The sequence below is a fragment of the Microbacterium sp. ZW T2_14 genome, assembly GCF_044987405.1.
Lineage (GTDB): Bacteria > Actinomycetota > Actinomycetes > Actinomycetales > Microbacteriaceae > Microbacterium.
The window spans coordinates 1-23,219 of record NZ_JBJDRK010000051.1 but is presented as its reverse complement, the minus strand read 5'-3'; the positions used below and the strand labels follow the sequence as shown (position 1 = coordinate 23,219).

Here is a 23,219-nt window from a genome sequence, read left to right as displayed (position 1 = left end):
GCCGGCTCAGGTGATGTCGGATGCCGCGATCGGGGTCATTGCGAGAGCCGATGGTCTTCGAGCACCGCGTCGATCGTTCGGCGAGCTTTGCGGGCCTCGCTCTCGGGTGAATGCGACCCCGCGAATCCGGCGGCGACGATCAGCGCCTTCCAGATCGCCCAGCCGCGAGCCTGTGCCCAGGCGTCGGCGTCGAGCGCGCGGTGCGACCCGAGTACGACGCCGGGCAACGGTTCCCCGACGCCGTCGGTCGAGGCCGTCAAGCCCCAGAGCGGACTCCGCGGGTCTTCGCCGCCCTGACAGAATGCCCTTCATGCCGCTGGTGCCAGGTGAGGAGCCGTTGGAGTCGGACCGCCTCATCCTGCGGCGCGCACGTGCGGAGGATGCCGTGGTCTACCGCCGGCTGTGGACCGAGCGTGACCCGAGAGTGCCGCCGCATCGGCGGATCGATGCAGAGGGCCGACCGGCCGTCGAGGACATCGCCGAGCAGATCAGTGCCGAGCGCGACGACGCGGGTGCGAGGCTTCTGACGGTGGAGCTGAAAGGCACGGCGGAGGTCATCGGCTATTGCGGACTGATCGCCCGCGGCGATGGATCCGCCGACGAGCCCGAGTTGGCCTACGAGCTGGTTCAGGCGGCGCACAACCACGGGTACGCCACGGAGGCCGGCGAGGCGGTCGTCGCGTGGGCGAGGATGGCGGGCTACCGGCGACTGCGGGCCGGTGTCTGGGACTGGAACACCGCGTCACGGCGGGTCCTGGAGAAGCTCGGTTTCCGTGAGATCGGCCGGGTGGAACCCGAGTCCGTCCACGGCCACAGCCTGCTGACGGTCAAGGACCTCTGAACATGCGACGGGCCGGTCGCCGGTAAGGCACGCCGCCCACGCGCCCGCTCGTCAGTCCTGGGCGTCGGTCTCCAGAACGTCGGCATCGAGCTCGTCGCGGGAGCGCAGCCCGAGCTTGCGGAGGGCGTTCGACATGTGGGTCTCGACCGTGCGGGGAGACAGGAACATCTCTGCGGCGATCTCGCGATTCGTCCGGCCGGCGGCCGCTCGCCCGACGACCTCCCGCTCGCGACGCGACAGATCATTGCCGTGTGCCGGGCGCCCTCCGCGCCACGGGTACGGCACCGCAACCCCGTGCCGGCGCATCGTCCGGGTGACCCGGGCGATGTCCTGCCGGGCCGCCAGGCGGCCGTACACCGTCAGCGCCTCGACGAGGAGACCCGGCCCGTCGGCCGCACCACGCGTGCACCGCCAGTCACCGAGTCGCTCGGTCGCCTGTGCAGCCACCTGGACCAGGCCTGCCGCGTGCGCCATGCTGCGTGCGCGGGACATCAGATCCTCGGCGGTGTCACCGTCCCCATCGACCTGTGCGATCAGCGCGTCGCACATGATCACCGCCACGGAGATCGCCGGCGCTTCCACCTGACGGACCTGCGCACCGATGGCTTTCACGCGTGCGCGTACGTCGTCGGTTCGGTCCAGGGCGGCCGCGGCATCCACCAGACAGACGAGGGCATCGGCTGCCCAGGTCCACATCCCCTTGCGACGGATCTGTTCGAGGGCGGCGGCAGCCTCATCGAAGCCGCTGCCGGCATCTCCCAGGATGAGCCGGAGCCGGGCCAGCGCGGCACGCGCCGGGATCAGGGGCCACGCCGTGCCCACCTCTTCGCAGTCGCGGATGAGCTCGGTCAGGCGATCGGCGGCCTCCACCGTGCTGCCGAGCGAGCCGAGCATGAGGCAGTCGAGGTACCGCGCTTCGATGGATGCCGCACCGAATCCGAACGCGCGCGAGGCCAGGTCGTGTGTGCGTTCCGCGAGACCGTCCCAGCGGCCGGCGGCATGGTCGACCATGGCGCAGACGAGTTCGTACACCTCGAGCAGCCGGGGTGAGCCCGACCGCTCGGCGATCGACCGTCCCTCGCTCAGCAGCTCGTCGGCCCGCTTCACATCGCCGATGTGGAGCGCCCCCTGAGCCCAGTTGATCGCAGCCCTCGCGTGCTCCCGTGGCTGGGTGAGCAGAACGGTGTCGTGACGGGCCGACTCGATCAGCTCCCACGCGGACGGATCGCCCTGCTCCAGGAGGAGCGATGCCCGCGCGATGCGCACACCCAGCTCGACGTCCGGTGACCCGGCTCGCCTCGCCGCCTCCTCCGCCTGAACGGATCGGGCGAGATGCACCTCGAGAGGCACGTCGACGACGGTCTCCGGGGCCGCCAGCACCGCCAGCGCGCGGGCCTGAAGATCGGGCCGGTCGTAGAGGTCGTCGATCGCACGCTCGATCTCGCCGTAGCCGTCGCGGGCGAAGCCCTGCTGTCGGTACAGCCTGCCGAGGGCGAAACGCAGCTCGCCGCGAGCGGCCTGGGTCAGCTGCTGGCTGTCGAGCAGCCGGGTGAGGATGGGGGCGGCTTCAGCGTGAGCCAACCCGTCGACGGCCACGCGGCCGAGTTTCGTCGCGATGCGCACCCGGTCGTCGAGCGAGAGGGCGGCCATGTCGGCGGTCGCCTCGCGCAGGAATTCGGCCGCTGCCGCCTCGTTCCCGTGACGCACCGCCTCATCGGCCGCCGCCTCGGCCCAGCGGACGAACTCCCTCACCCGGTGGGCGCGTTGGTAGTGGTGCGCGATCCGCGCCGAGAGCATCGGATCGTGCCGCTCCTCCAGCACCTGGGCGACGCGCGCGTGCCACCACTGGCGCATCGGCAGGGGCGTCGCGTCGTAGACGATCTGCTGGGCGAGGACGTGGCGAAAACGGATGCGTCCGTCCTGATCGTGCAGGAGGCCCGCCGCGTGTGCCGCTGTGAGGGCCGCCGCCACCTGCCGTGCGTCGTACTCGGTGACCTCCGCGAGGAGCGCGGGATCGATGGTGAGATCGATCACGGCTGCGGCGTCGATCATCTCCCGCGCACTCGTCTCGAGCGTGGTGAGCCGCTGGACGACGACATCGCGGAGCGCGGTGGAGACGGACAGCGCCGCGAGAGCGTCGGGGTGAGTGGGGATCTCGGCGGCGGGGAGCCGTGCCAGCAAGGTGCGGAGCACCTCTTCGACCACGAACGGCACACCACCGGTGACTTCGTACAGTCCCGTCGCGATCGCATCGGGGACGTCGACGCCCAGCAGGTAGCGGGAGAGCTCGCCGACTTCGGCGACGTCGAGCGGTGCGAGCCGAACGCTCCGCGTGCGGCCTGCGGGTGCCCGCGCGAAGGCCTCGCCGACGGGGGTGGTTCCGAGATCCGTGCGACTGGTGACGATGACGGTGAGGTCCGCCGGCTGGTGCGCGATCAGATACGCGAGGAAGTCGAATGTCACCGTGTCGGCCCAGTGCAGATCCTCGAGGACCAGGACCGCGGGGGACACGTGCTCGAGCAGCTCCGTCGCCGCCCGGAAGATCTGATGCCGTGCCTCGCGCTGGTCCGCCGGTCGTTCGGGAGGAGGCGGGAGGCGGTCGGCGATCTCCGGCACCAGGGGAGCGAGGCTGCCCACGACGGCGCTGAGGCGGTCGGTCTCGATGAGGTCGCCATGGTGCTGGAACGCGTCGAGCACCGGCCCCAGGGGGAACGGGTCATGCAGCTGCTGACAATGACCGATGAGTAACGCGGAGGTGGCCGGCACGGCGGCCAGAAGCTCGCGGACCAGGCGGCTCTTGCCGATTCCGGCTTCGCCTTGGATGACGATGAGGGCCGGAGGCGCCGAAACAGCAGCCGTCAGAGAGGTGAACTCGGCGTGACGACCGACCAGCACAGGCGACACTCCGCCTGGGGGTGGAGCGGGTTGCTGAGGCATGACTGCCATTCCCTCGGGTGGGGCGCGAGCAAAAGTCAGTGTAGGTCACGGATGCCGGCGCCATTCACCCGTCCGTAACCTGCAACGCAAGGTGTGAATCGAATCATCCGCGCGCGAGGAGCGACAGTGACCAGACTTCTGAGACAACGAGAGCGGCGATTCACGCCGCAGCGACTGACGATCGCCTTGGCGACCGTCGTCGCGTTGACGGCGACGGCGGCCCCCGCCGGCGCCTTCGCGGCTCCGCCGGCCGCGGCCCCCGTGGAGGACCCCAGCGGGCGCAACGGCGGCGTGGAGGTGACCACGGCCGAGGATGCGGCAGCCGCTGCCGCGCCCACGGGTGAACCTCTGACGTATGTGGTCCAGATGTCGCTCGCGCCCGTCATCGCGTACGACGGCGGCGAGGCAGGGCTCAAGGCGACGAAGCCGCACGGCGGCGCCAAGATGGATCCCGCCGACCCCGCGGTGGAGGCGTACAGCAAGCACCTCAAGGGCAAGCAGCGCGCAGCGCTCGCGAAGGTGAAGGGCGGCGAGCCGTCGTACGACTACGTCTACAGCTTCAACGGATTCGCGGCGGAGCTCACCCCGGCGCAGGCCGCCGAACTCGAGGCCCAGCCCGACGTGGTGTCGGTGCACCCTGATGAGAAGGTCGAGGCCGACACGTCGTCGACGCCGAGCTTCCTGGGACTGGACGGCGAAGACGGCCTGTGGGGCCAGCTCGGCGGACCCACCGGAGGCAAGAAGTCGCCGGGCGCTGGTGAGGACATCGTCATCGGCGTCATCGACAGCGGCATCTGGCCCGAGGTCCGCAGCTTCTCCGACCGCGACGAGTCCAAGAAGCTCGTGTACCAGGGCAAGCCGGAGGGCTTCCGCGGCACCTGCGCGTCGGCCGAGACCGTCGGCGACGACTCGTGGGACGCCAACCTCTGCAACAACAAGCTGGTCACCGCCCAGTACTTCAACGCCGCGTGGGGTGGCAACGACGGTGTCAAGCAGCAGCTGCCGTGGGAGTTCCTCTCGCCTCGCGACTACAACGGGCACGGCACGCACACCGCGTCGACCTCCGGTGGCAACTACGGCGTCGACGTGACCGGACCGGCCGCACCGTTCGGTGAGATCTCGGGCATCGCGCCGCGCGCGCGCATCGCGTCGTACAAGGCGCTGTGGTCCGTCGAGGACGGCTCCACCGCCAACGGCTACACCTCTGACATGGTGGCCGCCATCGACAAGGCCGTCGCCGACGGCGTCGATGTCATCAACTACTCGGTGTCGGGCTCCAGCACGGACTTCCTCGAGCCCACCGAGGCGGCGTTCCTGAACGCCGCGGCCGCGGGGATCTTCGTCTCGGCATCCGCCGGCAACGACGGCCCCGATGCGGCCACCGTCGCACACCCCGGGCCGTGGCTGACCACCGTCGCCGCGGGCACCCACGACCGCACGACCACGGGCGCCGTGGTCCTGGGCAACGGCGCGCGCTATGAGGGCGTCTCGCTCAGCGCTTCGGTCGTCGGCCCCGTCCCGCTGATCACGGGGGCCGCCGCACGCGCTGCCGGCGCCTCGGCCGTCTCGGCTCTGCGCTGCTATCCGGCGAGTGCCAACAACGGCAAGCCGGGCCTGGACCCCGCCAAGGTCGCCGGCAAGATCGTCGTCTGCGAGCGCGGCGGCGACATCGCCCGCGTGGACTCCTCGCGTGCGGTGGCCGAAGCAGGTGGCGTCGGCATGGTGTTCGTGAACGCGTACGAGAACTCGCTCAACGCCGACTTCCACTCGGTGCCCACCGTGCATCTGCAGGACACCGTCGCGGGCCCGATCAACGCGTACGCGGCGACCGCCGGAGCCACCGCGACCATCGAGAAGGCCGTCATCGCCAACGGGGCGCCCGCGCCGTACACGGCGGAGTTCTCGTCTCGCGGTCCGCTCGTCGCCGGCAACGGCGATGTGCTGAAGCCGGACGTGATCGCCCCGGGACAGGACATCCTGGCGGCGGTGGCCCCTCCGGGTCAGGGCGGCAAGGAGTTCAACCTCATGAGCGGCACGTCGATGGCGGCGCCGCACGTCACGGGACTGGCCGCCCTGCTGCTGGACCTGCACCCCGACTGGTCGCCGATGGCGATCAAGTCGGCGCTGATGACCTCCGGATCCGATGTGCGGGACGGCGAGTCGCCGGACGACCCGAACCTGATCTTCAAGCAGGGCGCGGGGCACGTGCAGCCCACGAGCGCGGCCGATCCGGGCCTCGTCTACGACAGCGGGGTGAACGACTGGATGGCGTTCCTCTGCGGCTCGACCCCGAGCGTGGCGGATGACGTCTGCGACGGCCTCGAGGCGGACGGTCGCTCGCTCGACCCGAGCGACCTGAACACGCCATCGATCGGCATCGGCCTCCTGGACGGCGAGCAGACCGTCACCCGCACGGTGACCAACGTCGACGACCAGTCGGCGACCTACACGGCGTCGGTCAGCGGCCTCGCCGGAGTGGGTGTGACTGTCGAGCCGAGCACGCTCACCGTCGCACCGGGCGAGAGCGCGTCGTACACCGTCACCTTCACGGTGGGTGAAGACGCCACGATGTTCGACTACCTCGCGGGCCAGCTCTCCTGGACGGACGGCAGCCACACGGTGCGGTCTCCGATCGTGCTGCGCGCGAAGCAGCCGGGTGACGAGGATTGGTCTGCGCGCTACGACGGCGCCGGCGGCCAGTTCGGCAGCGCGACGGATGTCGGCAACGACGTCCTCGTCCACCCCGACGGCACCAGGGTCTACATGAGCGGATTCAGCCGGCCTCCGTCGGCCGGCGGGCTCGTGGCTGACTTCCTCACCGCCGCGTACGACCCCGAGACCGGTGACGTGATCTGGGAGCAGCAGTGGGATGCCGCCGGCAACGGGGGTGGCGACGAGCCGACCGGCTTCGGAATGAGCCCCGATGGCGAGACCCTGTACGTCGCCGGAACCAGTGGTGGCGACTACCTCACCGCGGCGTACGACGGGGCGACGGGCGAGCGGCGATGGGAGACGCGTCTCGATGGTCCGGGTGCGGCCTATGACTCGCTCAACGCACTGGTCGTCAGCCCCGACGGTGCGACCGTCTACGTCACCGGGTACCAGAACATGGGCGACCCGCAGCTCGACTACGCCACCGTGGCGTACGACGCGGCGACCGGTGAGCAGCGATGGGTGACTCGCTACGACGATCCGGTGAGCGGCACGGACGACGCGCGTGGCATCGCGGTGAGCGACGACGGCTCGACCGTTGTGATCACCGGGCAGAGCCGGGGCGAGAACACCGGTCTCACCGACTGGGGCACCGTCGCCTACGACGCCGCCACCGGCGAGCAGCTGTGGGATGTCCTCCGGAACGGCTCCGATGGCATGGTCGACATCGCGCAGAACATCGCCGTCACCGGCGACACCGTGATCGTCGCGGGTGGTCTCGCCAACACCGACCGTCAGAACGATTGGGAGACCGTGGCGTACGACCTGGCGACCGGCGAAGAGCGCTGGGCGGCGGGCTATGGCGAGGCGCTCACGGATACGCCGCAGTCGATCGCCCTCAGCCCCGACGGCAGCACGGTCGTGGTCGCCGGCAACGTGGAAGGCAGTGCCGACATGGACTACGCCACGGTCGCCTATGACGTGGTCAGCGGCGAGCAGCGGTGGGCCGTGCGGTACGACGGCACCGCCCACAGCACGGACGTCGCCTGGGACGTCACGCTGACTGAGGATGGCACGCGCGCCGTCGTCACCGGCGAGTCCGGGAATGACGACACCGGCTGGGACTACGTCACCATCGCGTACGACATGACCACCGGCGAGCAGATCTGGTCGGCGGCATACGACGCGGCGGGCGCCAGCGACGGGGGGAACGGCGTGGCGGTCGACCAGACCGCCGACGGCAAGCGACGCGTGTTCGTGACCGGAGCCAGCACCATTCCGTTCGGCTCGGCCGACCTGGACAGCAACATCGACGCCGCGACGGTGGCCTACCTCGACGCGTTCGAGTAGGCGACGCAGGCCGGACCACGGCGCGGCCGCCGGGAGAGGATTCGTTCCTCGCCCGGCGGTCGCGCCGTTCCGGCGTCACCCCGGAATCGCGTCCAGCGCCGCGCGCACCTCGTCGAGCCACGTGGCGGAGCGCGCCCCGGCGCCCAGCGTGAGGGCGGTCGTCAGATCGGCTCGCGCCTCGTCCACGCGGCCCAGCCCGAGCTGCGCCAGGCCACGGTGCCGGTGGGCCGAGGCGTGCCCGCTCTGGAACTCCGCCGACGAGCCGATCGACAGAGCAGCGGATGCCGCGGCGACAGCCTCCTCGTGCCGCCCGAGCTGCAGCAGCCCGTACGCGATGACCGCGTGGGCGTTGGCCTCCGTCAGACCGCGGATGCTGGTCGGCAGTTCGTCGCCGACGCGCTCCACGAACTCGAGCAGCTCGCGATGCTCGCCGATGGCGGCTTCAGGTTCGTAGCGGCTGCGGATGCTCGCCCCGATCGAACGCGCCTGCAGCTCGCCCTCGACATCGCCGGCGGCGGCGAAGTCGTGCACCGCGGCATCCGCATATCCGTGCGCCACATCGAACTCGCGCACGTTCAGCATGCTCCAGGCGAGGTAGAAGTTCGCCCAGCCGCTCTGCTGCACATCGCCGGCACGCTGCGCGGCGCGGAGGGCCGTATCGGCGGTGGCGCGCGCCTGCGCGGGATCGAAGGTCTCGACGAGCTGCGCCCAGGCGAGGTACCCCAGATGCCGGGCCTGCTGCGCAGGGTCGTCGAGCGCCGCGGCCGCTGCCGCGGAGGTGGCGAAGACCTCGTGCCAGCGCCCCCACGCGCGCCAGAGGTCCGAGAACCAGTGCAGCGCGTCGGCGACCGTCAGCACCATGGCGTGGTCCCCGCGGGCGCCCGCCGCCTGGTACGCCGAGAACCAGTGCTCCGCCTCGGTGATCAGCCAGGCGCGCGCGTCGTCGTTCGACGAGAACGTGAGCCGGCCGTCGACCGGCGGCGCATCGGGCGGGCGCGGCTCGAAGCGGGAGCCCGCGGTGAGCGCCGTGGCGAGCAGCCAGTCCCGCAGGCGGCGCCGTTCCGCCGAGATCGCGTCTGCGGTCTCCTCGGCGCGGAGCCGGGATGCCGCATACAGGCGCAGCAGATCGTGCAGGCGGTAGCGATCGCCGCGCAGCGTCTCGACCAGTCCGAGCGCGGCGAGTCCGTCGAGCAGGTCCTCCGCCTCGTCGACATCGAGGTCGCCGACCGCACTCGCGAGCCGTGCGTCGAACGACGGGCCGTCGACGAGCGACAGCCGGCGGAAAAGGGTTCGAGTGGGCCCAGAGAGGTGCTCGTACGAGAGCGCGAACGTCGACTCCATGGCCAGGTCGCCGGCCGCCAGGGCGCTCAGACGTCGTTCCTCCCTGCGCAGCCGTCGCAGGAAGTCCTCGACGGTCCACGACGGCTGGGTCGCCAGACGGTTGCCCGCGATGCGGAGGGCGAGGGGGACGTCGTCGCAGAATCGGGCCAGCTCGTCGAGGTCGCCGGTCTGGGCCTGCGCTTCGGGGATGATCCGCCGGAGGAACGCGATGCCGTCCTGCCGAGGCAGGGGGCCGATCGTGAGTCGCCGCGCCGACTCCAGTCCGGCGAGTGCGCGGCGCGACGTGACCACCACAGCGCCCTGGCCCTCCGAGATCAGCACGGGGCGGATCTGTGCTTCGTTCGCCGCATCGTCGAGCAGGATGGCGACAGCGGATGCCGCGGCCGCCGTCCGCCAGGCCACCGCTGCCTCGCCCAGCGTCTTCGGCACATCGGGATCACCGGTCAGTTGCCGCAGCAGCGCCTGCAGCACCTGCAGCGGCGTCAGCGGCACGGCATCGAGCCCGCCGAGGTCGACGAACAGTCGGGTGGGAGCGAGCACCCCGCAGCGGTGGAGCGCCTCGATCGCGATGGAGGTCTTGCCCACTCCGGGCGCCCCGTGCAGCACGACGGGCGCCGTGAGTCCGCCGGCCGCACCGGTGGGGTCGAGCTGCGCAACGACGCTGCGGATCTCGGACTCCCGGCCCGTGAAGTCCACGAGCCGGTGCGGCTCGATGTCGACCGAGCGGGCGTCGGGCGCGGCCGGCTTCCTGCCGGCCCGGGCGGACGCGAGGAACCGCTCCCGTTCGTCGGCATGCAGCTTCAGCGCATCGGCGAGGGCGAGCATCGTGCCGCGGCGCGGTCCGAGACTGATGCCGCGTTCGATGTCGCTGATCGTGCGGTCGCTGACGCCCGAGCGTTCGGCGAGTCCTTCCAGCGTGAGGTCGGCGTCACGACGGTGCTGTCGGAGCAGTTCTTGCAGAGGTACCGCTGAGTTCATCGGGGGGAAAGCCGCGGATTCGAAGCTGCGTGAAAACTTCGTGGTGCCCAGCGGGGCGATGGACTCGAATTGCACGTACTGACCACAGTCCGAGGGTCTCAGCGTTGCGCCTCTCTGCAAAATCCCCGCCGGACGGTTCTCCTATCTCGCCGCCCGGCACCACAGAGAAAGAGAGAACCCATGTCGGATTCCCCCACCATCGTGCTCGTCCACGGTGCCTTCGCCGACGCCGCGAGCTGGGCGCCCGTCACCCGTCGCCTGCTCGACGACGGCTACACCGTCCTCGTGCCGCCGGTGTTCAACCGCAGCCTCTCGGGCGACTCGGCGTACCTCAAGTCGTTCGTGGAGCAGATCGATGGTCCGGTGCTGCTGGCGGGCCACTCGTACGGAGGTGCGGTCATCACGGTCGCCGGCGTCGCGGAGAACGTCGTCGGTCTCGTCTACGTCGCGGGCTACGCACTGGACGAGGGCGAGAGCCTGGGGCAGCTGCAGGGCGGCTTCCCCGACTCCGAGCTCGCCGCGAACCTGGTGTACGCGCCGTACCCCGTCGACGGCGGCGAGCCGGGCACCGACGTCTCGGTCAAGATCGACGCCTTCCCGCAGGTGTTCGCCGCCGGTGTCGACCCCGAGACGGCCCGCGTCCTCGCCGTCTCGCAGCGCCCCCTCTCGGCGGTCGCCTTCGGCGAGCCGGCTCCGGTCGCGGCGTGGAAGACGAAGCCCTCGTGGGGCATCGTCTCGAGCGCCGATCACACGATCAACCCCGATGTCGAGCGCTTCGGGTACCAGCGCGCCGGCGTGCGCAAGGTCGTCGAGATCGACGCGCCGCACCTCGTGATGCAGACCCACCCCGCAGAGGTCGCGGCCGTCATCACCGACGCCATCGCCGAGCTGGCGTGACCCTGCACCAGACCCACCCACTCATCACCACGGACGGAGCACACTGATGCCGTACATCACCACCGCTGACGGAACGCAGATCTACTACACCGACCAGGGCTCAGGGCAGCCGGTCATCCTGAGCCACGGCTGGCCGCTGAGCTCGGACGCCTGGCAGGTCGAGCTGAAGCTGCTCGCCGACCACGGCTACCGGGCCATCGCGCACGACCGCCGCGGTCACGGCCGGTCGTCGCAGCCGTGGCAGGGCAACGACATGGACACCTACGCGCGTGACCTCGCCGAGCTCGTCGAGCAGCTCGACCTGCACGACATCGTGCTCATCGGCCACTCCACCGGTGGCGGCGAGGTGGTGCGGTACGCCGCGCAGCACGGTGTCGGCCGGGTGGCGAAGATCGTGACGGCCGGCGCGGTGCCGCCCGTCATGGTGAAGTCGGAGTCGAACCCCGACGGCCTGCCGATCGAGGCCTTCGACGCCATCCGCGAGGGGGTGCTGAAGGACCGGTCGCAGTTCTACCAGGACCTCTCCGTGCCGTTCTTCGGCGCGAACCGCGACGGCTCGAAGGTGTCGCAGGGTGCGCGCGACGACTTCTGGCGCCAGGGCATGCTCGTCGGGCTCAAGGCCGCCTACGACTGCGTCGCCGCGTTCTCCGAGACGGACTTCACCGAAGACCTGAAGTCGCTCGACGTGCCGATCTTCCTCGCACACGGCGACGACGACCAGATCGTGCCGATCGCGGATGCCGCGCTCAAGAGCATCGAGCTCGTGAAGCACGGCGAGCTGAAGGTCTACGCCGGCGCCCCGCACGGCATCGCGGGGGAGTACCAGGAGCAGCTGGACGCCGACATCCTGGCGTTCCTCGCGAAGTAACCCCGCACGGCGGGACCGCGTGGTGACAGGCGGACCGCGCAGCGAGTAGCGATGACGGATGCCGCAGCCCCGGGCTGCGGCATCCGTCATCGTCCTTCGATTCGGGCGACGACGTCGAGGGCCGGCGATAGCATTCGGCGCATGGTCGAGGAACCCGCGTCATCCATCACCGTCTATCACCACTTCGATGCCGCCCAGAGCGCTGTGTGGAGGGCGTGGACCGATCCGGCGATCGTCGGTCGCTGGTGGGGCTCCGATCCCGACGGCGTCGTGACGTCGGCAGCGCTCGACGTGCGACCGGGCGGCCGTTTCGCCATCTCGTTCCAGGACTCCAGCGGCGACGTGCACACCAGCACGGGGGAGTACCTCCGGGTCGAGGAACCGACCGAGCTGGAGTTCACGTGGTCGTGGCTCAGCGAGACCAACCCTCCGTCACGGGTGAGCGTGGTCTTCGCGACGGATGACACCGGGACGCGGATGCGCTTCGTGCACGAGCTTCGGGGCGGGTCGGATCACGATTACGCCGATGGCTGGCGACGCACGTTCGCGAAGCTGGACCGCGTGCTCGCGGAGTAGCTGCGCGCGCCGTGTCATGGCCGAGTGCGGAAAAGCCTGGCGGCGGTTGTCGGATGCCGTCGCACATCGCACCGCCCGGCGAGCACAGGCGTGGCATCCGGAGCATGCGCGGGCCCCTCACAGCGAGGGGCCAGCGTCGTTCGTCAACCGGACGCGCCCTTGCGCGGTTTGATGAACGCCCGTGACTCCTGGCTCGAGCGCTTCTCGGCGCGCTTCTCCTTGAGCGATGACCGAGCGACCTTCTTCTCGGCGCGTGTTCGCGGTGATCTTCCTGACATGGTGACTCGCTTCCCCTGGTTGGCTGGCGGGTGAACCCCCGACCATAGCCGTCTTCCGGCGGAAGTCAATTCCGTGCACTGAGGGCGTGGAATTCCCGCTGACTTGCCTTTTTCTGGAACCGGGCTATGGTGATGGCCATGATCACGATCGTCCACGAGCACCGCACGGAACGTCTCACCGACGCCTCCGTGGTGACGGCAGTGGTCGACATCGCGGGTGCCCGACACGAGGTTCTGCCGCCCCGGCGGGCCGGCGCGGATGGACTGTTCGTGCAGACCACCCGTCGCGTCGCGCCCCCATAGGACCGATTCACATCCATCGGTCCAACCGGACACCCAGCGCGTCGCACATGCGGCGCTTTTTTTGTACCCGAGGAGCATCACCATGACCATCGAAGCCACCGAGTCCGCCCCTCTCGCCGGCGTACAGCGCGAACTCGAGCGGCAGCTCGAGGAGCGGCTGAGCCACCTCCGGGAGATCGAGCCTTTCGCGCTTCCGAGCATCGACCCCGTCGCCTACCAGGCGGCCGCCTCGCACCGTGCCGCAATCGAGCAGATCAGCGCGGCCCTGAACCGGATCACGCAGGGGACGTACGGACGATGCACCCGCTGCGGTGCGCAGATCGCGTCCGCGCGGCTCGAGGTGCTCCCGTACGCGGCGGCCTGCATCGAGTGCCAGAGCCATGCCGAAGCCGCGTAGCCGCAAGCCCTTCGCCATCCCGTCGCTGGCGCCGGTCGGTCACGGCCGGACCGTCGGCAGTCAGCGTGGAGCAGCATCCATGACGTCACTCCCTGCTCGGGTCCTCGTGAGAGTGGGTCATCTCCTTCGTCCGCGGTGACGCGTTCGACCGCGTCCTAGCACAGGGGTCCGCTCGCGTGAAGAGCGGTCCTCGTGCCGGGTTCTTGCATAGTTTGGACCGCATGAAGTCGACGATCGCGGGTACGACCATGCCGATTCTCGAGCTGACGCTCGAGTCGGGCGAGAAGATCGTCGCTGAAGGCGGTGACGTCGCGTGGATGTCGCCCGGCTTCGCCTTGGACACCTCGACCCTGCACGGCACCGGCGGGCAGGGCGGCTTCATGAGCGGTCTCAAGCGGGTGCTCGGCGGTGCGCAGCTGTTCCTGACCGAGTACACGGCTCCCGCGCAGGGCGGACTGCTCGCGTTCGCCGCGCAGCTGCCGGGCACCATCCGCCAGCTCGACATCGACGCCGCGGATTCGTTCATGGTCCAGCAGGGGTCGTACTCGGCGAGCACCGCCGGAGTCGAGGTCTCGGTCGGGCTGCAGAAGAAGCTCGGCGCCGGCATCTTCGGCGGCGCGGGCGTGGTCTTCCAGAAGCTGGCCGGCAACGGCACGGCATGGGTGCAGCTCGCCGGGGAGATCACCGAGTACGAGCTCGCGGCGGGTCAGTCCCTGCTCATTCATCCTGGGCACCTCGCCATGTTCGAGGCCGACATGAACCTGGAATTCAGCTCGGTGAAGGGCATCAAGAACAAGTTCTTCGGCGACTCGCTGTTCCTTGCGGAGATCCATGGGCCGGGTCGCATCTGGTTGCAGTCGATGTCGCCGGCGAAGCTCGCCGCCGCCATCGAGCCTTATCTGCCCGATCGTTCCTCGAGCTCCAGCAGCAGCTCCTGACCGGGATCCACTAGGTTCCGGCATCCGCTTCGACGGGGCGTTGTCGACCTGTCAGCGCTGACCGCAACGTGGGGAAGGTGAGGACTGCGACGACGACCGCTGCGCCGGCGGCGATGGCCGCCGCGAGGTTGGCCGCCTGCAGCCCGGCCTCTGCGGCCGCCAGTGCAGTTCCCCCCGCATCGAGCGTGGTCGCGCGCCTGGCGGCGTCGACCGCACCGAACACGGCGATCCCGATAGCCCCGCCGATCTGAGCTGTCGCGGATGCGAGGCCTGAGCTCACGCCCGAGTTCCGGGCCGCGATGCCTTCGGCGATGACGAGTGTCGTGGGTGTGAAGCTGAATGCGACGCCGGTCGCGGCGACGATCAGCGCCGGGAGGACGCGCAGCAGGTAAGAGTCGCCGTTGTCGACGGCGGCGAGCAGGAGATGAGCGACGACGAGAAGCACGAGCCCGATGGCTGCGACGCGTTGGGGCCCGAGCTTGTTGAGTGCCGTCGGCAGGACGAGGATGCTGACCGCAAACCCCGCGAGGGATGTCGGGAGCATGGCGAGGCCGGCGATGGCGGGGTCGTACTCGAGGACCTGCTGCAGCAGAAGTGCGACGAGGACGAAACAGGCGACACGGGCACCCCCACCGAGGAGGTTGACCGCGATCCCACCGCTCACCCGGGCGTCTCGCAGGACCCGAGCGGGCAGCACGGGATCCGCGGCTCGCTTCTCGACGAGGCCGAACCCGATGAGGCAGAGGACGGCGACGACCGTCGCGCCGATGACCGCCACCGAGACCAGTCCGTTGTGGGGCGCGGAGAGTACTCCGAACACGATGGCGACCGCTGCGCCGGTGAGGAGGGACGCTCCGGTCGCGTCGAACGGTCGCCCCGCCGCGCCCTTTCCCGCGGGGAGGATCGCCCAGCCGGCCACCCCGATGATGGCCGCGACCACGCCCGTCACGAACAGAACGCTCTGCCAGCCGAACGCCGCCGTGAGGAGTCCGCCGACGGTGACGCCGGCCGCACCTCCGACGGTGGAAGCGGCGCCCCAGCCGCTCATCGCGCGCACGCGCGGCGGGCCGGTGAAGGTGGCGAGGATCACCGACATGGCCGCCGGGCTCAGCATCGCCGCACCCACACCTTGGACGAGGCGGGCGGCGATCAGCATCGTCTCGGTCGTCGAGAAACCGCCGATCAAGGAGCCGACGACGAGGACGCCGGCTCCTAAGAGGAACATCCGGCGGCGGCCGAAGACGTCCGCCGCGCGGCCCGAGATGAGGAGCAGTCCCCCGAAAGTGAGGAAGTAGGCGTTCAACACCCAGGCGGTTCCGACCGGGCTGAGGCCGAGGTCCGCCGCGATCGACGGCAGCGCGACGTTCAGGATGCTGGAGTCCAGCATCACCACGAACTGTGCGGCGACCAAGGTGAAGACCAACGGCAGAGTCGAGGATGTGCGCATGTGCAATCGCCTCCAACACCTGGAGCTTAGCCGTGCCCCCGGATGTCCCTTTCGGTGCTGCACCTGCCGCGATACGAGGTGACCGCGACTGCTGCTTCGAGGTCACGGTGTACGGCCTCCCGACCGCCGGTGCAGGGCGGTGCCGGCTCGAATCGGGAGCCGTGATCCGGTGTCTGTTGACCCGCTCCTGAGCGAGGGCCAGTATGAGGATCGTTCGCATCGCGGCGAACCTCCGCGAGCGGGCGGCCGGGCGACGAGCCCGGCGGTTGGACGCATCCGCGCACGAGGGGGTACGCATGTTCCGTCAGCTCGCCGTCGCCACCGCCGTGGCATTGGTTATCTCCGGAGTCGGGGTGGGGCCGGCCATGGCGAGTCCGCCACCGCCGGATGTCGCCGATGACGTAGGCGTCGGCGTATACGAGGCCACCGTCGACGCGGACGGTCTCGCGGCGATCGCCGAGCTCGGAGTGGATCGCGCGGAGGGCGAGCTGAAGGTGCAGCCCGCCGCGGACGGCACGTTCGTGGTCCAGGTCGTCCTGCCGTCCGTGCAGGCGCAGCAGGTCCGCGCCGAGGGCATCGACCTGCAGCCCGTCGTCGACGACGGAGCGGCCGACCAGCGGGGGCGGTCGTTCGAGGCGAAGGCGGCTCCCGAGGGCGTCTTCCGCCCGTACCTCGGTGAGGGAGGCATCGCGGAGGAGCTCGCGGCGCAGGCCGCGGCGTATCCCGACATCGCGCAGCTCGTCACCTTCGGCGAGACGTGGAACGGCACCGAGATGCAGGCGGTTCGCGTGACGCGCGATCCGGGGAAGGTCGCGGAGGGCAAGCGGCCGACGACGGTCTTCCTCGCCGCACAGCACGCGCGCGAGTGGATCACCCCCGAGATGGTGCGCCGACTGCTCGACGAAGTGCTGGCCTCGTACGGCAGCGACCCGAAGATCACCGATCTCGTACGGAACACGGAGATGTGGTTCATTCCCGTGGCGAACCCCGACGGCTATGACTTCACCTTCGAGGTGGCTCCGACGCCCGACGACCCGGGAACCCGCCTGTGGCGCAAGAATCTGCGCGACAACAACGAGGACGGAGTGCTCGACGGCGGGGACGGCGTCGATCTGAACCGCAACTCGCCGACGCGGTGGGGCTATGACAACGAGGGGTCGTCTCCGAACCCGATCAGCCTCACCTATCGCGGGCCGGCGCCGGGCTCGGAGCCCGAGTCCCAGGCGCTGTACGACCTGTTCGCCAAGATCACGCCCGAGTTCTTCATCAACTACCACTCGGCGGCCGAGCTCCTGCTGCACGGCATCGGCTGGCAGGTCGCGACTCCGTCGCCCGATGACGTGATCTACGAGGCGATGGTCGGCGACGACGCCGACCCGGCTGTCCCGGGCTACGACCCCGACATCTCGGCGGAGCTGTACACGACGAACGGCGACATCGACTCCCACATGCAGGAGGCGTACGGGACGCTCGGATTCACCCCCGAGATGTCGACGTGCCTCTCGGCGGTAGCATCCGATCCCGCCGACGACTGGACAGAGGCGGACTGCGGGGAGAACCTCCAGGGCTTCGACTTCCCCGACGACGAGGACCTTATCCAGGCGGAGTTCGCGAAGAACGTCCCGTTCGCTCTCGCTGTCGCCGAGTCGGCGCTCGATCCCGACGACCCGGTCTCGGTGGTCGGACGTGACGCCGAGGACTTCCGCGTCGACAGCTTCTCGGTGTCGTACGGCGACCCGCAGCCGGTGGCCGTCACCGCGAAGCGCGCGCTGAAGGCCAAGAAGCTCATGTACTCGATCAACGGCGGCCGTGCCGTCCAGGCCGCGATCTCCGAATGGGACGGCGGCGAGCGCTACGGCTTCGAGAACGACGATTACTACGCGGAGTACCGGGGCGTCGTGGAGGGAACGAAGCCGGGCGACTCGGTCGAGGTGTGGTTCACGGGCGTGGCATCCGCCAACGACCTGCCGAAGGGGGAGAAGGCAGGGAAACGCGAGAGCACGCACTTCACGTACGAGGTCACCCAGGACACGGGCAACTCCGTGCTCGTGATCGCGAATGAGGACTACACCGGGTACAACCCCGAGGAAGCCCCGCGCAACGACGGCGCGAAGTACCTCGACGAGTACCTCGCGGCTCTCGAGGCGAACGGCGTGGACGCGGATGTCTGGGATGTCGACGCCCAGGGTGTGCCGCACGACCTCGGCGTGCTGGGTCACTACGACGCCGGCATCTGGTACCTCGGCGACAATCGCCTGACGCAGGACCAGGAGGACGTGCTGACGCAGTACGGCGGTGCTCAGCTTCCGGACCTCGCCGTCGCCGAGCGCCAGCAGTACCTCACGATGGCCGTGCGCGACTGGTTGAACGAGGGCGGCAAGGTCGCATACAGCGGTGAGACGACCGGGTACTACGGCCTCGGCGGCGACACGTTCGGCGGGATCTACTACGGCCTCGACGGCGCACCCGACCAGGACTGCGTGGTGACGGCGGATCCGTTCGCTGATTGCCTCCTGCTCGCCGACGACTTCACCCAGTACTGGATGGGCGCCTACGTCCGTCAGGACTCGGGCGAGCAGTCCGGCACGGAGGGCGTCGAAGAGCCGCTCGAGGGCCTCACCCTCGAGTTCGGCGGCCCGGCGACGGTCGACAATCCGGTCGACGAGGTCGGCGCGTTCGTCGTGACGAGCGACGTCCTCCCCGTCGACGAATTCCCGCAGTTCGCCAGTGAAGGCGTCGCCGAGTACCCCGACCCGTTCGCGGCGATCGAGGGCGATTGGGCGGCAGCAGCAGGCCATGTCGACGACGGCTATCAGCGGCTCGGTCGGACGTACGACCTCGCGGGGCTGACGGCCGCCAACGCACCGGCGTTCGAGGCGCAGATGGCCTTCGACACCGAGGAAGGCTACGACAACGTCATCGTCGAAGCCCGCCCGGTCGGCGCCGGCGACGACGCGTGGACCACACTGCCCGAGGCAGGCGGCGCCACGAGTTCCGCGGTTCCGGCGGAGTGCGAGGCGGGCTTCCTCCTCGATCTCCACCCGTGGCTGCTGCACTACCTGACGCCCGGCGACCCCTGCACGACTCCCGGCCAGTCGGGCGACTGGAACGCCCTGACCGGCTCTTCGCTCTGGATGCCGGTCTCGTACGACCTGAGTGCGTACGCAGGCGGCCAGGTGGAGGTCGTCGTGAGCTACGTGACCGACCCGGCGACGGGCGGCCTCGGCGCCATCATCGACGACACGAAGCTGGTCAGCACGGCCGGCACCTCCCAGGCCGAGGGCTTCGAGGAAGGGCTGGGTGCCTGGCAGCTGCTCGGCGCCCCCGAGGGCAGCCCGGACAATCTCTCGGATTGGGAGCGCTCGGACGGCCTCGCGGAGCTCGCGTCCGTGACCGCCACCGAGGACACGCTGCTCTTCGGTTTCGGCCTCGAGCAACTGGCCACCGCCGAACAGCGGGCCGAGGTGGTCGGTCGTATGCTCGACCATTTCGGGCTCTGACCGAACGGAGCACGCGGGACGGATGCCGCGCCGGGTTCGCCCGGGCGCGGCATCCGTCGCCTCACCCGCCGCGAGCGGTTCGCACCCAGCAGGACCGCTGCCGTCCACCCGACGGCGGGAGTCGAACTGGGTCGGGGCGCCATAGGAATCGGGCACGGTGGCGTCGATCGAGATCTTCTCGCCGCGATGGCGGTGGTCGATGCGGAGTGCCACGTGGTCGCTAACACGACGTCTTGTCCTCCGCAGGTCTCCCCCCTATGCTCGCCACTGCCGACGTCGAGTTCTCGCACACTCGAGCCCCTGGCGCCGCATGAGTCTTGTTGACGAACGGGGTAGCTGATGGCGGAGGAGTCTCAGGCGGCCAGGGGCCGCTTCGACCGATGGTTCGAGGCTGAGGTGATTCAGCCGATGACCGACTTCCAGGATGGGAAGCAGGAGTGGCGGCGGCTGGTCTCAGAGTTTCTGGGGACGTTCTTCCTTGTCCTGGTCGCCGCGGGTGGCGGGATGATGGGCGAGGCGTTTCCCGACACCATCGACCGCGGCGCCGCGGTGGTCGCCCCGGGCCTGATGGTGCTGGCCATCATCCTGTTCATGGGCAAAGTGTCCGGCGCGCACCTGAACCCTGCGGTGACGCTGGCGTTCTCGCTGCGCGGTGACTTTCCGTGGCGCCGGGTGCCTGGCTACATCATCGTCCAGCTCGCCGGCGCCGCTCTGGCAGCGTGGTTCCTCACCCTGGTTATCGGGGTCTCGTCATCGTTCGGGTCCAACTACCCTGCCGACGGCTATTCGGACTGGTCGGCGTTCACGATGGAGACAGTGCTCACCTTCGGCCTCGTGAGCGTCATCCTGGGCACAGCCTCGGGTGCGCAGAACATCGGCATCATCGGCGCCATCGGCGTCGGCTCCTACATCGCCCTGGCGGGACTATGGGGCAGCCCGATCTCGGGCGCGTCGATGAACCCCGCCCGCACCTTCGGACCAGACCTTGTCGCCGGGGACTTCACCGGCTACTGGGTCTACATCGCCGGGCCGATACTCGGGGCGGTCATCGCTGTGGGAGCGGCGTTTGTACTGCGCGGCTACGGCGGAGGCCGCGCCGGCTCTGACGCGGCGCAGGGGGTCCTCCATACCGAGGTCCAGAACCCCGACAAAGCCTGAGCCCACCGAACCGCTCAAAGCTGCAGGCAGCCGCAGTCGTCCACAGCCATGCACACGAAAAGTGTGGGCAGAGACTGTGGGCAAACGCCCTTCGGCCGAGAACGCTGAAGCCGCCATCCAGGTGTCCCGGGGATCCCGGCCCTTCGACCATCGACGCGACGGCGGGAGTCGAACCCGCAACGCTGCCGGGTATGAACCGGAGCCCGGGACCGCCCGGATCGCCGCGATGACTCCACGGTAGGCGCGCTTCTCGCGAACCGGGCGAGGGTGACGGAGCGTGTCGGGCCGTGACGAGATGTGACGACGCCCGCCGCTCACCGAGAAGACTTCGTGCCGCCTGCATCCGAACTCCCTCTTCCGCAGGAATCACTCTTCAACAGGCGGCGACCGGCCGCTCAGAGAAGGAGGAAGACTGTGCGAAAGAAGGTTCTCGCGGGAATCGCCGCCGGCATTGTCGCCGCACTCAGTGTGGGCATCCCCGCAACCGCAGCCACGAACGGCAACGCCGTGCTCTCGGTCCTGCACGGCATACCCGACACGCCCGTCGATGTGTACGTCAACGGCGCACTCACGCTCGACGACTTCCAGCCGGGGGACCTGGCAGGCCCCCTGGACCTGCCCGCGGGCGCCTATGAGGTCGCCCTCACCGCGACCGACGCCACCGACGACAGCGCACCCGTGCTCGGCCCGGTGACGCTCACGCTCGAGGCCGGCAAGAACTACACGGCCGTCGCGCACCTCAACGCGTCCGGCTCGCCGACCGTGACTCCCTACGTCAACGACACGTCGCCCACGGCGGCGGGGGAGGGCCGGCTCACCGTGCGGCACGACGCGGCCGCACCAGCGGTGGATGTGCTCGCCGGCGGGACGGCGGTCATCACCGCCCTCGCCAATCCTGAAGAGGCGACCCTGAACCTGCCCGCCGGAACCATCGAGGCCTCCGTGGCCGCGACCGGCACCACCGATCCCGTGATCGGCCCGGCGCCCGTCGACGTTCAGGAGGGCGTGCTCACCATCGCGTACGCGTGGGGGAGTCTCGAGGACGACAACCTTGGGCTTGCGGTGCAGACGATCACCGGCCTGCACTCGGCGCCGGACGGCGTGAACTCCGGGACGGGTGGCCAGCTGGCGCAGCGCGACCTGTTCCAGCAGTCGATGTGGGCGATCGGCGGTCTCGTCGTCGCGGCGGCGGTCGCGGCATCCGCTCTCGTCGTCGTGCGCAGCCGGGCACGCCGCTGAGGTTCCGCAACATGAGCAGGGCGATCGCAGGAGCCGGAGCATCTCTTGCGATCGCCTTTGCGCTGACGGCGTGCGGCTCGTCCCCAGGGGCCGCCCCGTCAGCGCCGGCACCGACGGCGACGGCGTCGGCGAAGGTCACGCCGCGCCCGACGCTCGCCGTCGAGGTGCCCATCGCGGCGGCCACCCCTCTTCCCGCGCGGCTTCCTGTGCCGCCGGTCCGGGTGGTCGCCGCCTCCATCGACGTCGACATCCCGGTGGTGCCCGTCGGCGTGGAGGCCGGGGGTTTCATGGAGCTCCCGGTCGACCCCGCGATCGGCGGGTGGTACCGCTTCGGCGCCGACCCCGCGGCATCCGACGGCAATATCGTGATCTCGGCCCACGTCGACGCACCGCAGTACCCGATCGGCCCGCTCAGCCGGCTGCGCGATCTCCCTGCGGGCGAGATCGTGGAGGTGACGGATGCTGCGGGCGAGGTGCGCCGGTACCAGGTGCAGAGCGTCACGTACTACCCGAAGGCGGACCTCCCGGTCGACGAGCTGTTCGCCCGATCGGGCACCCGGAACCTCGTGCTGATCACCTGCGGTGGGCAGTTCGACTCCCGCACCGGCCGATACGCGGATAACGTGGTCGCCATCGCGACCCCGATCATGTGAGCCGGCGATGGCGCCGGCCGACCAGAGGGGAACCAGCGTGGACGACGAGGAAGAGCGCGAGCTGTGCGGCCGTTTCGCCGCCGGTGACGAGCGCGCCCTCGAGCAGATCTACCGGCGATGGTCGCCGATCGTGTTCACCCTCGCGCTGCGAGTGCTCGGCGACAGAGGGGATGCGGAGGACGTGACACAGAAGACGTTCGTGTCGGCGTGGACATCCCGCGCATCGTACGACCCGGCCAAGGGCCGGCTGTCGACGTGGCTCGTCACGATCACCCGCCGCCGCATCGCCGACACGCTGGAGACGCGTCGGCGTGTGCGCGAGCTGCAGGAGAAGCTGCAGCGCTTCGCCGTCACCGACGACGAGACCATCTCGTCCGACATCGACCTCGGAGACCGGCTGCTGCTCGCCGACGAGATCGACCGACTCGAGCCCGACGCGCAGCGCGTGGTGCGGCTGGCGTTCTACGACGACCTCACCCACCAGCAGATCGCGACGCGCCTCGACATGCCGCTGGGTACCGTGAAGAGTCACATCCGCCGAAGCCTCACCCGACTGCGCGACCGATTGGAGGTGTCGTATGTCGCACCTTGACCCCGAGCGCCTCGCGCTCATCGCCGTCGGAGAAGCGGTGACGGATGCCGAGCACGAACACCTCGCGACGTGCGACGCGTGCTCGATCGAGCTGGCTGAGCTCGAGCACGCCGTGGCGGTCGGCCGTTCCACGGTGACTCTCGGTGAGCTCGAGACGCCGCCCGAGAGGGTGTGGGATCGCGTCCTCGCAGAGGTCAGGGCGCAGCCGTCCGCGGCCGCCGAGCCGAGCGGGGTGTCCGAGCCGCCTGCGGCCGCGGACGGCTGCGCCCTGACC

General features: G+C 69.9%; 17 protein-coding genes, 1 tRNA gene and 1 pseudogene. 14 read left to right on the top strand and 5 right to left on the bottom strand.

The features are described 5' to 3' along the window. Positions 1–35 precede the first annotated feature (35 nt). Positions 36–260 (bottom strand): hypothetical protein, encoded by a 225-nt coding sequence (locus tag ACI3KY_RS15975; RefSeq protein ID WP_404931133.1) that lies wholly within the window; start codon positions 258–260, stop codon positions 36–38. Between the two features lie 50 nt (positions 261–310). On the opposite strand from ACI3KY_RS15975, the gene ACI3KY_RS15970 reads away from it, so the two are divergent. After that, a complete protein-coding gene (locus tag ACI3KY_RS15970) occupies positions 311–841 on the top strand; it encodes a GNAT family N-acetyltransferase (RefSeq protein ID WP_404931132.1) in 531 nt (176 codons plus the stop codon). A gap of 51 nt (positions 842–892) precedes the next feature. Here the strand turns inward: ACI3KY_RS15970 and ACI3KY_RS15965 are convergent, their stop codons facing one another. Continuing rightward, positions 893–3,745, bottom strand: a complete 2,853-nt coding sequence (locus tag ACI3KY_RS15965) for an ATP-binding protein (RefSeq protein WP_404931131.1) — start codon at positions 3,743–3,745, stop codon at positions 893–895. A gap of 159 nt (positions 3,746–3,904) precedes the next feature. Between ACI3KY_RS15965 and ACI3KY_RS15960 the strand changes: the two genes are divergently transcribed. Then, positions 3,905–7,780: a S8 family serine peptidase gene (locus tag ACI3KY_RS15960; RefSeq protein ID WP_404931130.1), complete on the top strand. Its 3,876-nt coding sequence runs from the start codon at positions 3,905–3,907 to the stop codon at positions 7,778–7,780. 75 nt (positions 7,781–7,855) lie between these two features. Here ACI3KY_RS15960 and ACI3KY_RS15955 read toward each other — a convergent pair whose 3' ends face one another. After that, complete coding sequence (locus ACI3KY_RS15955) at positions 7,856–10,099, bottom strand: helix-turn-helix domain-containing protein (RefSeq protein ID WP_404931129.1); 2,244 nt, start codon at positions 10,097–10,099, stop codon at positions 7,856–7,858. Between the two features lie 180 nt (positions 10,100–10,279). Between ACI3KY_RS15955 and ACI3KY_RS15950 the strand changes: the two genes are divergently transcribed. From ACI3KY_RS15950 to ACI3KY_RS15925, 6 genes are all read left to right on the top strand, one after another. After that, positions 10,280–10,996, top strand: coding sequence for an alpha/beta fold hydrolase (locus ACI3KY_RS15950; protein ID WP_404931128.1), 717 nt, complete (start codon positions 10,280–10,282; stop codon positions 10,994–10,996). Between the two features lie 46 nt (positions 10,997–11,042). Continuing rightward, a complete protein-coding gene (locus ACI3KY_RS15945; RefSeq protein ID WP_404931127.1) occupies positions 11,043–11,864 on the top strand; it encodes an alpha/beta fold hydrolase in 822 nt (273 codons plus the stop codon). 141 nt (positions 11,865–12,005) lie between these two features. Then, the gene (locus ACI3KY_RS15940) at positions 12,006–12,440 is read left to right on the top strand and encodes an SRPBCC domain-containing protein (RefSeq protein ID WP_404931126.1); all 435 of its coding nucleotides are present in this window, start codon (positions 12,006–12,008) and stop codon (positions 12,438–12,440) included. Positions 12,441–12,856: 416 nt separating this feature from the next. Next, the gene (locus tag ACI3KY_RS15935) at positions 12,857–13,021 is read left to right on the top strand and encodes a hypothetical protein (protein ID WP_404931125.1); all 165 of its coding nucleotides are present in this window, start codon (positions 12,857–12,859) and stop codon (positions 13,019–13,021) included. An 82-nt stretch (positions 13,022–13,103) separates the two neighbouring features. Continuing rightward, positions 13,104–13,418, top strand: coding sequence for a TraR/DksA family transcriptional regulator (locus ACI3KY_RS15930; protein WP_404931124.1), 315 nt, complete (start codon positions 13,104–13,106; stop codon positions 13,416–13,418). Positions 13,419–13,639: 221 nt separating this feature from the next. Continuing rightward, positions 13,640–14,356: a TIGR00266 family protein gene (locus tag ACI3KY_RS15925; protein ID WP_404931123.1), complete on the top strand. Its 717-nt coding sequence runs from the start codon at positions 13,640–13,642 to the stop codon at positions 14,354–14,356. A 10-nt stretch (positions 14,357–14,366) separates the two neighbouring features. Here ACI3KY_RS15925 and ACI3KY_RS15920 read toward each other — a convergent pair whose 3' ends face one another. Further along, positions 14,367–15,803 (bottom strand): MFS transporter, encoded by a 1,437-nt coding sequence (locus ACI3KY_RS15920; protein WP_404931122.1) that lies wholly within the window; start codon positions 15,801–15,803, stop codon positions 14,367–14,369. 296 nt (positions 15,804–16,099) lie between these two features. Here ACI3KY_RS15920 and ACI3KY_RS15915 point away from each other — a divergent pair, with 296 nt between their 5' ends. Both ACI3KY_RS15915 and ACI3KY_RS15910 read left to right on the top strand, forming a co-directional pair. Next, positions 16,100–19,303 carry a M14 family zinc carboxypeptidase gene (locus ACI3KY_RS15915; RefSeq protein ID WP_404931121.1) on the top strand — a complete coding sequence of 1,068 codons (3,204 nt, stop codon included), beginning with the start codon at positions 16,100–16,102 and terminating at the stop codon, positions 19,301–19,303. Between the two features lie 339 nt (positions 19,304–19,642). Further along, positions 19,643–20,461 carry an MIP/aquaporin family protein gene (locus ACI3KY_RS15910; RefSeq protein WP_404931120.1) on the top strand — a complete coding sequence of 273 codons (819 nt, stop codon included), beginning with the start codon at positions 19,643–19,645 and terminating at the stop codon, positions 20,459–20,461. A gap of 153 nt (positions 20,462–20,614) precedes the next feature. On the opposite strand, the gene ACI3KY_RS15905 is transcribed toward ACI3KY_RS15910, so the two are convergent. Then, a tRNA-Met gene (locus ACI3KY_RS15905) sits at positions 20,615–20,687 on the bottom strand. Positions 20,688–20,875: 188 nt separating this feature from the next. On the opposite strand from ACI3KY_RS15905, the gene ACI3KY_RS15900 reads away from it, so the two are divergent. The 4 genes and pseudogenes from ACI3KY_RS15900 to ACI3KY_RS15885 form a co-directional block, all read left to right on the top strand. Continuing rightward, complete coding sequence (locus tag ACI3KY_RS15900; protein ID WP_404931119.1) at positions 20,876–21,700, top strand: DUF4397 domain-containing protein; 825 nt, start codon at positions 20,876–20,878, stop codon at positions 21,698–21,700. A gap of 11 nt (positions 21,701–21,711) precedes the next feature. Beyond that, the gene (locus ACI3KY_RS15895; RefSeq protein WP_404931118.1) at positions 21,712–22,353 is read left to right on the top strand and encodes a class F sortase; all 642 of its coding nucleotides are present in this window, start codon (positions 21,712–21,714) and stop codon (positions 22,351–22,353) included. A 37-nt stretch (positions 22,354–22,390) separates the two neighbouring features. Continuing rightward, entirely contained in the window at positions 22,391–22,945 is a 555-nt protein-coding gene (locus ACI3KY_RS15890) for an RNA polymerase sigma factor (RefSeq protein ID WP_404931117.1), read from the top strand. Beyond that, positions 22,932–23,219 (top strand): annotated as a pseudogene (locus ACI3KY_RS15885) (hypothetical protein); the annotation flags it as partial. The gene ACI3KY_RS15890 and the pseudogene ACI3KY_RS15885, both read left to right, overlap by 14 nt.

Excerpts from the sequence above, each read along its gene's own strand:
- ACI3KY_RS15970 (WP_404931132.1), top strand. The coding sequence starts at position 311 with ATGCCGCTGGTGCCAGGTGAGGAGCCGTTGGAGTCGGACCGCCTCATC.
- ACI3KY_RS15955 (WP_404931129.1), bottom strand. The coding sequence starts at position 10,099 with ATGAACTCAGCGGTACCTCTGCAAGAACTGCTCCGACAGCACCGTCGT.
- ACI3KY_RS15950 (WP_404931128.1), top strand. The coding sequence starts at position 10,280 with ATGTCGGATTCCCCCACCATCGTGCTCGTCCACGGTGCCTTCGCCGAC.
- ACI3KY_RS15945 (WP_404931127.1), top strand. The coding sequence starts at position 11,043 with ATGCCGTACATCACCACCGCTGACGGAACGCAGATCTACTACACCGAC.
- ACI3KY_RS15940 (WP_404931126.1), top strand. The coding sequence starts at position 12,006 with ATGGTCGAGGAACCCGCGTCATCCATCACCGTCTATCACCACTTCGAT.
- ACI3KY_RS15935 (WP_404931125.1), top strand. The coding sequence starts at position 12,857 with ATGATCACGATCGTCCACGAGCACCGCACGGAACGTCTCACCGACGCC.
- ACI3KY_RS15930 (WP_404931124.1), top strand. The coding sequence starts at position 13,104 with ATGACCATCGAAGCCACCGAGTCCGCCCCTCTCGCCGGCGTACAGCGC.
- ACI3KY_RS15925 (WP_404931123.1), top strand. The coding sequence starts at position 13,640 with ATGAAGTCGACGATCGCGGGTACGACCATGCCGATTCTCGAGCTGACG.
- ACI3KY_RS15920 (WP_404931122.1), bottom strand. The coding sequence starts at position 15,803 with ATGCGCACATCCTCGACTCTGCCGTTGGTCTTCACCTTGGTCGCCGCA.
- ACI3KY_RS15915 (WP_404931121.1), top strand. The coding sequence starts at position 16,100 with ATGTTCCGTCAGCTCGCCGTCGCCACCGCCGTGGCATTGGTTATCTCC.
- ACI3KY_RS15910 (WP_404931120.1), top strand. The coding sequence starts at position 19,643 with ATGGCGGAGGAGTCTCAGGCGGCCAGGGGCCGCTTCGACCGATGGTTC.
- ACI3KY_RS15895 (WP_404931118.1), top strand. The coding sequence starts at position 21,712 with ATGAGCAGGGCGATCGCAGGAGCCGGAGCATCTCTTGCGATCGCCTTT.